The organism is Arcobacter caeni (assembly GCF_003063245.1).
Classification (GTDB): domain Bacteria; phylum Campylobacterota; class Campylobacteria; order Campylobacterales; family Arcobacteraceae; genus Aliarcobacter; species Aliarcobacter caeni.
Genome location: NZ_MUXE01000010.1, coordinates 12,439 through 26,030, shown reverse-complemented (window position 1 = coordinate 26,030; position 13,592 = coordinate 12,439). Strand labels below are relative to the sequence as shown.

General features: G+C 26.2%; 13 protein-coding genes. 6 read left to right on the top strand and 7 right to left on the bottom strand.

Annotation, left to right across the window (positions count from 1 at the left end):
• Positions 1-51: 51 nt before the first annotated feature.
• Positions 52-2,019, bottom strand: a complete 1,968-nt coding sequence (locus B0174_RS07700) for a M3 family metallopeptidase (RefSeq protein ID WP_108559342.1) — start codon at positions 2,017-2,019, stop codon at positions 52-54.
• A gap of 14 nt (positions 2,020-2,033) precedes the next feature.
• Entirely contained in the window at positions 2,034-2,861 is an 828-nt protein-coding gene (prmC, locus tag B0174_RS07695) for a peptide chain release factor N(5)-glutamine methyltransferase (RefSeq protein ID WP_108559340.1), read from the bottom strand.
• Between the two features lie 333 nt (positions 2,862-3,194).
• Between prmC and B0174_RS07690 the strand changes: the two genes are divergently transcribed.
• Positions 3,195-4,322, top strand: a complete 1,128-nt coding sequence (locus B0174_RS07690) for a Fic family protein (RefSeq protein ID WP_108559338.1) — start codon at positions 3,195-3,197, stop codon at positions 4,320-4,322.
• Positions 4,323-4,522: 200 nt separating this feature from the next.
• Here B0174_RS07690 and B0174_RS07685 read toward each other — a convergent pair whose 3' ends face one another.
• From B0174_RS07685 to hemW, 4 genes are all read right to left on the bottom strand, one after another.
• Positions 4,523-5,830, bottom strand: coding sequence for an ATP-binding protein (locus B0174_RS07685; protein WP_108559336.1), 1,308 nt, complete (start codon positions 5,828-5,830; stop codon positions 4,523-4,525).
• A gap of 51 nt (positions 5,831-5,881) precedes the next feature.
• The gene (locus tag B0174_RS07680) at positions 5,882-6,529 is read right to left on the bottom strand and encodes a WYL domain-containing protein (protein ID WP_228156436.1); all 648 of its coding nucleotides are present in this window, start codon (positions 6,527-6,529) and stop codon (positions 5,882-5,884) included.
• Positions 6,530-6,601: 72 nt separating this feature from the next.
• Positions 6,602-6,781: an HTH domain-containing protein gene (locus tag B0174_RS12380; protein ID WP_228156435.1), complete on the bottom strand. Its 180-nt coding sequence runs from the start codon at positions 6,779-6,781 to the stop codon at positions 6,602-6,604.
• A 696-nt stretch (positions 6,782-7,477) separates the two neighbouring features.
• Positions 7,478-8,545: a radical SAM family heme chaperone HemW gene (hemW, locus tag B0174_RS07675; RefSeq protein WP_108559334.1), complete on the bottom strand. Its 1,068-nt coding sequence runs from the start codon at positions 8,543-8,545 to the stop codon at positions 7,478-7,480.
• A gap of 55 nt (positions 8,546-8,600) precedes the next feature.
• Here hemW and B0174_RS07670 point away from each other — a divergent pair, with 55 nt between their 5' ends.
• Genes B0174_RS07670 through folP form a run of 5 tightly spaced genes read left to right on the top strand, consistent with a single transcriptional unit; the run spans position 8,601 to position 12,662 of the window.
• The gene (locus tag B0174_RS07670) at positions 8,601-9,098 is read left to right on the top strand and encodes an RNA pyrophosphohydrolase (RefSeq protein ID WP_108559332.1); all 498 of its coding nucleotides are present in this window, start codon (positions 8,601-8,603) and stop codon (positions 9,096-9,098) included.
• Between the two features lie 16 nt (positions 9,099-9,114).
• The gene (locus B0174_RS07665) at positions 9,115-10,326 is read left to right on the top strand and encodes an aspartate kinase (RefSeq protein WP_108559330.1); all 1,212 of its coding nucleotides are present in this window, start codon (positions 9,115-9,117) and stop codon (positions 10,324-10,326) included.
• Positions 10,327-10,328: 2 nt separating this feature from the next.
• A complete protein-coding gene (locus B0174_RS07660; protein ID WP_108559328.1) occupies positions 10,329-10,880 on the top strand; it encodes a HobA family DNA replication regulator in 552 nt (183 codons plus the stop codon).
• A 4-nt stretch (positions 10,881-10,884) separates the two neighbouring features.
• Positions 10,885-11,511: a DNA polymerase III subunit delta' gene (locus tag B0174_RS07655; RefSeq protein ID WP_205663510.1), complete on the top strand. Its 627-nt coding sequence runs from the start codon at positions 10,885-10,887 to the stop codon at positions 11,509-11,511.
• A gap of 11 nt (positions 11,512-11,522) precedes the next feature.
• Positions 11,523-12,662, top strand: a complete 1,140-nt coding sequence (gene folP, locus B0174_RS07650) for a dihydropteroate synthase (RefSeq protein ID WP_108559324.1) — start codon at positions 11,523-11,525, stop codon at positions 12,660-12,662.
• A 14-nt stretch (positions 12,663-12,676) separates the two neighbouring features.
• On the opposite strand, the gene B0174_RS07645 is transcribed toward folP, so the two are convergent.
• Complete coding sequence (locus tag B0174_RS07645) at positions 12,677-13,507, bottom strand: prephenate dehydrogenase (protein WP_108559322.1); 831 nt, start codon at positions 13,505-13,507, stop codon at positions 12,677-12,679.
• Positions 13,508-13,592: the final 85 nt, after the last annotated feature.

Sequence of the window (13,592 nt, the reverse complement as noted above, 5' to 3'; positions counted from 1 at the left end):
GTTATTAAATCCTTGTTGATATAATTATTAAGAGCAGTATTATTACAAAAGTTAGCTAATAATTCCATCAATTTTTAGTAAAGAATCTATATTTGGTTCTCTTTGTGTAAAATTGAAAAATAATTTGTCCATATCATAAGAACCACCTTGGCTTAAAATCGTATCTCTGTATTTAATTCCAAGCTCTTTATTAAAAATATTTCCTGAATCTATAAACATATAAAAAGCATCCGCACTTAAAACTTCAGCCCATTTATATGAATAATATCCAGCCGCATATCCACCTGAAAAAATATGTGAAAATCCATTTTGAAATTTGTTATATTTTGGAGGAATCATTACAGCAAATTCATCTCTAATTGTATTTAATAAATCTTGTATTTCATCTTCTGTTTTGTATAACTTTTGATATAGTTTAAAATCAAACAAAGCAAATTCAACTTGTCTAAGAGTTGCTAATGATGACTGGAAATTTTTAGCTTTTATAATTTTATCTATTGCCTCATCATCTAATACTTCTTTTGTTTTATAATGTTTAGCAAAAAGTTTTAAAACATCTTTATCGTAAGAAAAATATTCTAAAAACTGCGATGGAAACTCAACTGTATCCCAAGCAACACCTGAAATTCCACTTACAAATGGTTCTTCAATTTTACTTAATAAATGATGTAAAGCATGACCCATTTCATGAAATAGTGTTACTACATCTGAATGTCTTAAAAGAGATGGAGTTTCATTTGTAGATTGAGGGAAATTTCCTACAATAAAAGCTGTTGGCAGTTTTATTTCACCATTTGAAGTTCTATAGTGTGAATGCCAGTTATTCATCCATGCGCCACCTCTTTTGTCTTTTCTTGCTTCTAAATCAATATAAATTCTTGCAATTGTTTTATCATTTTCACTTAAATCATAAACTTTAACTTTTTCATCCCAAGCAGTCGTATTTGCTTTTGTAAATTTGATATTAAACATTTGATGTAAGAAATCAAAAAAACCATTTAAAACTGATTGTTGTTCAAAATATGGTCTAAAATACTCTTCATCAAAATCATATTGAGCAATTTTAAGTTTTTCAGAATAATATGACATATCATAAGATTGAAAATCTATAATTCCATCTTTTGCAGCTATTTGTTTTATTTCTTCTAACTCTTCTTTTGCTCTATTTTTAGCTTTATGTCCTAATTCTTCTAAAAATGAAATAACATCTTCTTCTTTTGAAGCCATTTTTGTAGCTAATGAATAGTGTGAATAAGAATCAAAACCTAAAATTTTAACTTTTTCATTTTTCAAAGCCAAAATTTCTTCAATAATTTTTCCATTTTGTGGAGCTTTTGTACAATAAGCTTTATAAATTTCTTCTCTTTTTTCTCTTGAAGTTCCATAAGTTATATAAGCTAAATATGATGGCATTTGAAGTGTAAATTTATATTTAGTAATTCCATTTTCTTCAAACTTTGCTAATTCCAAATCAGAAGCTGGAATCTCTTTTACATCTTCAAAATTATCAATAACCATTTCAAACTCATTTGTTGCATTTAAAAGGTTTTGTGAAAATTTGTGTGATAGTTCACTAAGTCTTAAACTTATCTCTTCTAGTCTTTTCTTTTTGTTATTTTCTAGGTGACAACCTGATAATTTAAAGTCTCTTATTTCGTTTTCTAAAACTTTATTTTGTATATTACTTAAAGTGCTTTGTTTTTTAGACTGTATATCTTTTAAAGCCATATAAATATTCTCATTTTGAGAAATATCTGTTTCGTATTTTGAGATTACAGGGATACATTCTTCATATACTTTTGTAGTTATTTCTGAATTTTTTACAGAATCAATATGAAATATTGGAGTTAAAAAATCGTTAGTATTCTCCCCTATTTCTTGAAATGGTAAAACAAAATTTTTATAAGTTTTATTTTCTATTTTTAATAAATCATCTATTTTTTTTCTATTTTCATCTAATAAATTTTCTAATATTTCTTTTGAGTTTTCTAAATTTTCTAAGTTAAATTCTGTAAACATTTTTCTTCCTTTTTTTATTTTTTAAATTTTAGAGTAAATCCTCTATCAAAACTTTCATAATCTTTATAAAAACTATAGTTATCTACACTAAACTCTTTGAAATAGTTTTCCAAAGGAGCTTTTTGATCAAATCCCATTTCACAAAGTAAATAAGGAATTTTTTTTTCAGCAGTTTGTTTTATAATATCTTTTAAAAGTTCATCTCCCACAACCCCTCCAAATAAAGCATTTGATGGTTCATATTTTACATTTGTTGGAAGTTTATAATTATTTGCGATATATGGAGGATTTGATATTGTCATAAAAATATCATCTTCATCTATATTTTCATATAAATTACTTAATCTAAATTCTATTTTTTCTTCAACTCCATGTTTTATAGCATTTTCTTTTGCTAAAGCTAATGCTTTAGGATTTATATCAACTGCAATAATTCTTATATTTTTAACCAATAATGCCAACATTATAGATATTATTCCACTTCCTGTTCCTATTTCTAAAACTTTTAATGGCTCTTTTTTATCTTTTAAAAGCTCAACAGCATTTTCAACTAAAATCTCAGTTTCAGGTCGAGGAATCAAAACACCATCTTTTACAATAAACATCTCTCCATAAAATGAAGCTTTATTTATAATGTATTCTAGTGGATAATTTGTAGCTCTTTTTTTTACTAAAACAGCAAGTTCTTTCTCTTTTTCAAATTCTACATTGTAGTTTAAATGCAGCCAAATTGTATTTTTACCCAAAAGATGTAACATCAAAATTTCAACTTCTTTTGCTGGAATATGAGTTACAAGTTTTAGTTCATTTGTATATTTTCTTATCGTATCTTTTATTGTCATTTAGTTTTTACCTTTTAAAAGTTTGGATTATATTATAAGTTTAATATAAACTACGAATTTATGGAGCAGTATAAAACTATGTGTCGATTTTGTGCTTAAAAATCTAAAATAATTTATTGGGTATATATTTATAATAAACTATTTGTGTAAAAGCAGAAGATTTATTCCTAAGGATATAGTTCCCTTTAATATTAATGCAACATATAAGATTTCAGACAACTACTTTCAAATTCCAAATGTGTGATATTACAAATTTTACGCATAATATATTGTGCGATAATATTGCCTTTAAGCACAAAATCTATTATAATAAAGTAAAAAAAGGTATTTTAAATGAAAAAAAAATGGATATGGGAATTTGATAATTATCCTAATTTTACATATGATAAAGAAGAACTAGATTCTTTGATACAAGATATTGTGTTCCTACAAGGTTCTTTATCAAGTACTGTATCTTTTGTATCAAAAGAAATACTAGAAGAAAAGCTCAAAGATTCTTATGCTGATGAAGTAATAAATAGTTCTGCTATTGAAGGTGAGTTTCTAAATAGAGATAGTGTAAGAAAATCTATCGCTAAAAAGCTAGGCTTTGATAGATATGCAAATACTGATTATGTAACTGATGGATTAGTTAATATATTAATTGACGCATGTACAAACTATGAAAAAGATTTAGATATTGAAAGAATTTTTGCATGGCATGCATCTGTATTTCCAACAGGTCGAAATAATAAAGGTGAAATAATTAATATAGGTCTTACTAGAGGTCATTATGAAATGATAATTGGTGGTGGAGGTCCTAAAGAAGTTATATATTATCAAGCTCCACCACATGATGAACTTTTTGATTATTTAGTTGAATTCTTTGATTGGTTTAATAAAACAGAAGACTCAATAATAAAAGCAGCAATCGCTCACCTATGGTTTTTAATAATACATCCCTTAGATGATGGTAATGGAAGAATTTCAAGAACTATATGTAAATATGTACTAGCCCGTGTTGAAAAATCATATTATTCAAAAATATACTCTATTTCAAAAACTATATATGAAAATAAAAAAACTTACTACGAAGTTCTTGAACAAACAACAGGATTTAGAATAAAAGAAAATCCACTTGATATTACAGCTTGGTTAAAATTCTTTTTACAAACATTACTAAAATCATTGCAAGAAGCCCAAATAGGACTTCAATATATTAAAGAGAAAACTAGTTTTTGGGATAAGCATAGAGATAAAGAATTAAATTCAAGACAAATAAAAGTATTAAATAAAATCCTTGATTCAGGATTTAAAAACTTTGAAGGTGGATTAACTAAGAAAAAATATGTTGCAATTTCAAAAGCTTCACCTTCAACAGCGACTAATGATTTAAAACAATTACTTGAACTAGGATGTATAAAACAAACTCCTGCAACAACAGGACGAGGAACTAGTTATTTTGTAGATATCGATTGCTAGAGATGAAATTAATAGCAATTATTGAAGATATTAATTTGAATCCAAGCTAAGTAATTTGCAAAAAATGCTCACACTTGAACACTTTTTAAATAAAACTGGAAAAACAGTTTTATTTAAGTTAAGGATATTTTTTAAATTTAATATACTTCAGGAAAAACAATTCTGGAGTAATAATGGAAAGGGTATCCATGAGAAATTATCTAAATATCTTTCACAGATAAAAGCTTATATTCAATCTCATGACCTTTATATTCTTGAACTAATTTTTGAGATTTTAAAACTAAATCATTATAACTTAGTCGTTTTTCATTCAGTTTTACTTCACAAATTAAAAGTTTTTTATCAATATTATCAATAGCAACTATATCTATTTCGTTTTGATTATTTCGCTCCCAATATGAACCAATAGTTGTAAAAGTTTGTTTCTCTTTTAAAAGTTCAACAAATAGTTTTTCAAGGAATTTTCCTTTAAAAGTTGAAATATCTCTATAAATAATCTCTTTTAATCTATCAAAATTTTCAGCTTCAATAAGTGATTGATATTTAAAAATAAACCTAAACCAAAAAGCTAAAAAGTTATCTACTATTTCATATTTTTGAACTTTTGAGTTTGGTTTTGCATTTATCGGTTTAATTGATTTTATGATGTTATAGTCATTTTCAAGTCGTGATAAATGTCCTGAAATGTTTTTTTCTAAAATAGATTCTATTTCACTTCTTGAAGTTTTAGAATCAGAGATAAGTGCAAGAATTGAAAAATATGTTCCATATTCTTTTCCAAACTCTTCAATAAGTCTATTTTTACCCTCTTCTAAAAACATTGAGTTTGGGTCAATTATTGTATCTATCATTGATTTTAAATCAAAACTACTGTTTAAAATAAATAGTTCGATATATTTTGCAACACCACCAGTTAATAAATAAAAATCAAGTAAATTCTCATTTGAATATGAATTATAATCTTTTAAAATCTCTTTTAAAACACTAACTTTCAAAGGTTTTAAATCTATTTTAAAATCACATCTTCCGAATAACGGTTCTTTATTATCTTCATAGATTTTTTTCATTAGTGAGTAAACAGAACCACAAGTTATAAGATGAATATTTGTTTTATCTTTATTTAAATCCCAAAGTTTTTGCATAGATGAATAAATTGATTCATTTATTCTAAAAAACTCTTGAAACTCATCAATTATAAGTGTAAATGATTTTGTTTTACCAAGCTCTAAAATATATTCAAAAAGTTCTTCAAATTTTGTAAGTTTTCCAAAAATCTTAACTTCTAATTTATCAACTATTTCGTTGCAGAACTCTTCACAAAGTAGTTGTTCATTTTTTTTAGAAACAAAAAAATATAAAACCTTTTCATTTGAATAGTTTTGTAAAGCAAGAGTCGTTTTTCCAACTCTTCTTCTACCTATTAACATTGTCATTATTGATTTTTGTGATTTTAAACCATCTGCTTTTTTTAGAACTTCTAATTCTTTTTCTCTATTGTAAAACTTCATTATAAAAACCTTTGTTATGATAACCTGTGTTATTATAACAAAATTAGCTTATTATATCTCTTTCAAATACCCTTGAACTCTTTCTTTTACCATATCAGCTAACCATTGAGGCTCAAGAACTTTTATATATGGTATATACCAAAAGATTAAAGGTATTATTTCCATTTCATTTGTAATATTTATTTCTATTTCTATTGAGCCATCTCTATCTTCACCCATAATAGTTTGACCTCTTAGTGGCTTTCTTTCAAAGTATTTTCTAATACTTTTATCTACAAACAATCTTACAACAAATTGTTCATCAAGATTAAACCAAACAGAGTTAGCGTATCTTAATCTATCTTCTACAATTTGAGGTATCTCAAAGTTTGCTTCCAAATTTTGTATATTTTTAATACTTTTAAGATGATACTTTTTGAATACTTCTTTTACCCCTATATAAAGAGCCAATAAATACCAAAAACCATCAAAGAAAGCTAGTTTTAGAGGTTTTACATGAAAGTTATGTTTTTCATAATCAAAAGTTATTTCAACTTTTTCTTTAATTGCTTTTTCTATTTGTTCAAATAAAGCAATATTTTTTTCTTCTAAATATTCACCATTGATATTTGTAAAAATTGGATGTTCAAGCTGTTGAGAAACTTGTGATAAAAGTGAGTGAGCTTTTGAATAAAATATTCCTCCAGCACCCTTTGCCATTTCATCTAAAATACCAAGAATTAATTTTTCATTTGAAGCTAGATTATCTTCTTGTAGTTTTGGGTCTATTTTCTAAGTTCGCCCCTCTTTTATAGCTCCAAAACTATTTAATACTTCATACAAATCTCTTTGAATTGTTTTTGTACTAACATCTAACTCTTTTGATAATTCAGTTATTGTCATACCATGAACATTGTTTTTTAACATTTCATAAATTTGATTTATTCTATTGGAGTGGCAACATAAATTCATACTCAGAATTAAAAGATTCTGAGATAAAATAATCTATCATTAAGAGATAGGACAAAAAGATCTGAACATTCTCTTCCAAAACCTCTTACTTTTGGAACACGAAGTATTTATATTAATTTTCCCTGTTCCACAAAGTGTTCAAAAAGTAAAAACTACAAAGTTTCACAAATATTAAGGGATTATGGAACAAATAAAGAGACCTATCAAATCAGATATTTAAAGCTTTATTTAATCTACCTTCAAAAAATATAATCAATTTCAAATAGACACTACAGGTGGCTTGAAAATAAATAGATAATATTTATAGCCTTATTTTTAAACTTTTCCAAACCTTAATATAGGCTTGAAAAAACCCAAAAGGGAAAACCTCTCTAGGAGGTTTTTTTGATTTAATGCAAAAATCGGTCGAAACCGGACAGTAATGTCGGAGTAAGGCCCGACGCAAAAACGGAGTCCAGCCAATTCACTAATTTTCGTTATGTTTTACATGAAAGAATTATATATAAATAGTTTTCACTTATCAATACATACCTAATAAATCCATAATTTTGTTATTGTATAAGTATAACAGAATAAATTTTAGTGTGTCGATTTTATGTCAAATACTTTTTGTAAAAAGTGCGACTTTTTAAGCTTATTTAAAAATAAACCAACAAATCAAACTTATATTTTCAAATTATAAGTTTGATTAATAGATTAATCCAAAATATATAAGGCTAATTCATCTGAAAGTAGAAAATTTTTATTAAAAATCCTATTTTCTTTTATATAAACTTTGTCATATTGAATCAAATCATCTATTTTTTTCATTTCTTCTTCATTAAAAAGTGATATTTCAACTCCATTTAAACTTCTAAATCCAAGTAAGATTTTTTCTGTTTTAACATCATTTTCATCTATCTTTTCCAACTCATATTCTAATGGATTTTTTATATATTCCTCTAAACTTTTAGATGGATAATATCTATGTTGATTCACATATCCAACAGCACCAGCTCCTACTCCTAAATACTCTTTATGTTGCCAATATCCATAGTTGTGTTTTGATTCTGATTCTTTATTTTTTGCGAAATTTGAAATCTCATATTGATGAAAACCTTGTTTATTTATATAATCAAAAATCTCATAAGATAACTCTTCATCATCAATTTTTACGCTAGATCTATCAAAGAATTTTGTACCTTCTTCAATGGTTAAAGAATACGCGCTAAGATGAGTAATTGGTAACGAAAAAGCTGTATCGAAATCCTTCTTTAAGCTTTCCATAGTATCATTTTGTACACCATATATTATATCGCAGTTAATACCTTTATAACCTATACTATTTGCATTTTGTATAGCTTTTATAGCACTATTACTATTATGAGCTCGACCAAGAAATTTCAGCTTATCATTATCAAAACTTTGAACTCCAAAACTTACTCTATTTACGCCTAGTTTTTTCATGTTTTCAAGCCATTCATAGGATGCTGAATTTGGATTTGCTTCGCTTGTAATTTCTGTAAATTCTTCTAAATGTGGTTTTATCATTTCAAATATTTCTTCATATTCAGAAGGCTTAATTGTTGAGGGAGTTCCTCCACCTATGAAAACAGTTTCTATTTTTTTATTATGTTTAATTACATAATTTTCAAGGTCATTTTTTAGTTGTTTTTTTAATGCATTCATATATTCATGTTTTAGGTGAAATCTATCTGTGTATGAATTAAAAGCGCAGTAAAAACATTTACTATCGCAAAAGGGAATGTGTATATATAAAAGCAATTTTTAATCCTAGTTTTTGTAAAATATCTGGCTAATTATAAGGGAATATATATTTATGACTGATAAAAATGAAATCACAATTAACAACGAGAAAAAAAAATTTAGACCTAATGTAGCAGCAATTGTACTATCAGCAAAATATCCTCATATATGCGAAATATTTATAGCTTCAAGAACTGATGTGGAGAATGCTTGGCAATTTCCTCAAGGTGGTATTGATGAGGGAGAATCATCAAAAGAAGCATTATTTAGAGAATTAGAAGAAGAAATCGGAACAAGAGATGTTGAAATTATAGCTGAATACCCAAGTTGGGTATCTTATGAATTTCCAGCAGCTATTGCAAAAAGGATGTATCCTTACGATGGACAAAGACAAAAATATTATTTAGTGAAACTGAAAAAAGGCGCTAAAATAAATATTAATACAGAAATTCCTGAATTTAGCGAATATAAATTCGTGCCTACTAAAAATATTTATGATTATATAACTTTTTTTAAAAGAACTGTTTATAAACAAGTTCTACATTATTTTAAAACTGAGGGTTATATTTAAAAAGGATAAAAATTAGATGTTAAAAGTACTTAAGTTTGGTGGAACAAGTGTTGGTACACTTGATAGAATTCAAAATGTTGCAAATATCATTAAAAAAATAAAAGACGAAGGTCATGATGTTATTGCTGTTGTATCTGCGATGAGTGGAGAAACTAATAAATTAATAGAATATGCTGAATATTATTCAAAAACTCCTAAAGCAGATGAAATTGATATGCTTTTAAGTTCTGGTGAGAGAGTAACTTCTGCACTTTTATCAATTGCTTTAAATGAAATGGGTTATAAAGCCATGTCAATGAGTGGAAGACAAGCTGGAATCATTACAGATAATGCTCACACAAAAGCAAGAATTGAATCAATTGATACAACACAAATGAAAGAAGCAATAAAAGAAGGAAATATTATTGTTGTTGCTGGTTTTCAAGGCGTGGCACAAGATACATTAAGAGTTTCAACTCTTGGTCGTGGTGGAAGTGATTTAACAGCTGTTGCAATTGCAGGTGCTATTGAAGCAGATGTTTGTGAGATTTATACAGATGTTGATGGTATTTATACAACAGACCCTAGAATTGAACCAAAAGCAAAAAAATTAGAAATGATTTCTTATGATGAAATGTTAGAATTAGCATCTTTAGGTGCAAAAGTTTTACAAAATAGATCAGTAGAAATGGCAAAAAAATTAAATGTAAATTTAGTATCAAGAAGCAGCTTTACGCCAGAAGTTGAAGGTACATTAATAACAAAGGAAGAAAATATTATGGAAAAACCAATTGTAAGTGGAATTGCTTTAGATAAAAATCAAATCAGAGTTGGAATGTATGGAGTTACTGATAAACCAGGAATTGCAGCTTCAATTTTTACTTCACTTGCAGATGCAAATATAAATGTTGATATGATTGTTCAAACAGTTGGTGTTGATGGTAAAACAGATTTAGATTTTACTATTCCAACAACAGATTTGTTAATTTGTAAAAATGTTATGGAAAAGTTTAAAACTCAAGCTGAAAAAATTGATTATAATGAAGCTATTTGTAAAGTATCAATTGTTGGTGTTGGTATGAAGTCTCATACAGGAGTTGCATCAAAAGCTTTCACAGCACTTGCTAATGAAAATATTAATATTAGAATTATTTCAACAAGTGAAATCAAAATTTCTATGATTATTGATTTAAAATACGCAGAATTAGCCGTACGAGCATTACATGATGCTTATAATTTGGATAAATAGTAGTGCAAGAATTTTTAAATTGGACTGTCGACACAATTAGGGAAGATAGATTAATATCTCCTTGGTTGGAAGAAAAAAAATATGAATGGACACCGTTGGTGTCTAAAAATATTCATAATCTTCTAGAAAGAGGTTTTTCAATAATTGTAGTAACTGACAAAGAAAGAGAATGGTTCTTAGAATATATTTTGGGAAATATAAATTCTACAAAATTAAATAGACCTTTTTTACCATATTATGATTTTAAATCATTTTATAGATATATTGATACTATTAAATCTGATGAAGATATTTCATATATAAAAGATATGTTAAGTATTTCTTTTCCAAATGGATATTGTTTTTGGTATATTGGAAGAAGTCAAGATGTAAGAGCAGTTATCCCAAAAGTATCTAAAAACTCTTTTTTATGGCTATTTGATGAAGAAAAACAAGATGCTTTTAATCTAAAATCAAGTGATGAAGCTTTAGATATGAAACTTTTACAAATGTTTAGATTATATAATAAATCAGTAAGTGCTTCTTTATTTGCTGAAATAAATGTAGAAAATTAATTTGATGAATTTTATAGATTATTCAACTATTTTAATAGTTAATGATATTGAAACAACTTTAAGTGAGTTATTACCAAATTATCCTGCGCACTCGACAAGAATTATTAAAAATGAAGAAAAAGAAGAGTTTTTATTACTTCAAGCAACTTTAGCTATTAAAGAAGCTTATATTGCAACAAGTGAAAAGAAATATATTTTTTTATGTGGAACAACTTTTAGAAAAGAGGCTCAAAACTCTTTATTAAAAATATTAGAAGAACCTCCTAAAAATGTTATATTTATAATTATTACAAATTCAAAATCATCTTTACTTCCAACAATTTATTCAAGATTGGCATACAAAAATCTTAAAAAATCTATCTTAAAAAAAGAATCAATATTAGATTTAAATAAATTAGATTTAAAAGATATTTATAATTTTTTAAAAGAGAATCAGAAAATTTCTAAAAGTGAAGCAAAAGAGATTGTTGAAACAATTTTAATAAAAGTAAATAAACAAAAAATCAAATTATCTCACAAAGAACTTGATTTCTTTTCAAAATCAATAAAACTAATTGAATTAAATTCAAGACCAATAAATGTAATAACTACCCTACTTTTATCAATTGCAAATCAAAAAAATAAACATTAAAAAGGTTTTATATGCAAACATATAAAATATCAATAAGTGACACAAAGAAGTTTTATGAGAGTTTAGGTTGTGATAGTGGAGGAATTTCAATTCTTTCAAAAAAATCAAAACTTCATACTTTATATATAAAAAATATGCATGTTGGTGCTGCAAATATTTTAAAACAAGATGCCTTATCAATTGGAGCTGAGTTAGCAGTTCCAAGTGGTGTAATAATTGCTCAAGATAAATATGTAGATGCTGTATTAATAGGAACTACAAAACATTTTGAAACATTAGCTAGAAAAGAGTTAGCTCAGCCTTTTGGTTTAAAAGAGTTGGCTAAATCTTTAAAAGATTATGTAAAAGAGCAAAACTACAAAACAAAAATTATGGGTGTTTTAAATGCAAATGAAGACTCATTTTTTAAAAATAGTAGATTTGATAATTCTCAAGCTTCTTTTCTAATTGAAAAAATGATTGAAGATGGTGCAAACATTATTGATATTGGTGCTGTTTCTTCAAAACCTGGAAGTATTGCAGTTGATGAAAATATTGAGTTATTAAGAATAAAAGATATAGTTGACACTATTTATAAAAACAAATACTATGAAAAAGTTGATTTTTCAATAGATTCTTATTCTCCAAAAGTAATTGATTATGTTTTAAATAAAGGTTTTAAAATTATAAATGATATTACAGGATTACAAAATGATGAAGTTTGCAAAATAGCTTCAAAATATAATGCACAAGTTGTGATAATGCATATGCAAAATAATCCACAAACCATGCAAAAAGAACCTTTTTATGAAAATGTGATTTTAGAAATAAATGAATATTTTAAGAACCAAATACAAAAAGCTCAAAGTTTTGGAATAAAAGATATTGTTTTAGATGTTGGAATTGGATTTGGAAAAACTTTGGAACATAATCTTTTATTATTAAAAAATCTAGAACATTTTAAACATTTTGGATATGAATTATTAATAGGTGCAAGTAGAAAATCAATGATAAATGAAATAATCCCAACTTCAATAGAAGATAGACTTTCTGGAACTTTAGCTATTCATTTGCAATCAATAAAAAATGGTGCTTCAATTATTAGATGCCATGATGTAAAAGAACACTATCAAGCAATAAAAGTTTTTGAAGCAATTAACAGTATAAACTAAAAGAGATACTATATTTATAGTATCTCATGAAGAGTGTTTGCTTTTTTCATCCACTCTTCTAATAATTCGTAATTATCTTCTTCAAGCATTTTTTTTGCATTTTGAAGTTGATTCTCAAATAAATCAATAGAAGCTAAAAGATTTTTTTTATTTTGTTTAAAAATATCTCCCCACATTCTAGGGCTTGATTTTGCAATTCTACTCATATCTTTAAATCCACCAGCAGCAAGGGCTATAATTGATTTTGGATCTTCATGACTCATAACTGTATTTGCCAAAGAAAAAGATAAAATATGAGGTAAATGTGACATAAAACATGCATGAATATCATGTTGATTACTATCCATTACAACTATTCTCATTCCAATTGCTTGGAAAATTTTAAAAGCTTTATTTACATGTAAATTGCCATTGTCTTCTAAATCACAAAAAACAACTGTTTTTCCCTCATATAAATCATCAATAGCAGCTTTTGGACCTGATTTTTCAGTTCCAGTCATTGGATGAGCAGCTATAAAATTTTGTCTAATTTTTTTTGGAATACTTTTTACAATATATTCTTTTGTAGAACCCATATCAATTATAGTTGTATTTTCGTTTATATCTAAAAAATCTGGAAACATTCCAATTATTGCATCAACAGGAATTGCCAATATAATAACATCTGAAACTTTTTTTAGTGTTTCTAAATCTACCAATTCATCAACTAAATTTAAATCTAAAATATCTTTTTTATTTTTTTCACTATTTGTAAAACCATAAACTTTGTTAGCAATTCCATATCTTTTTACAGCTTTTGCTAAAGAACCACCCATTAGTCCTAAACCAATAATTCCTATATTCAAAATATAACCCTTCTAATAATTTGAAATAAAATTATATCTTAATATTTATATAAACTATATTTAGCTATATTATTGACCTATAATG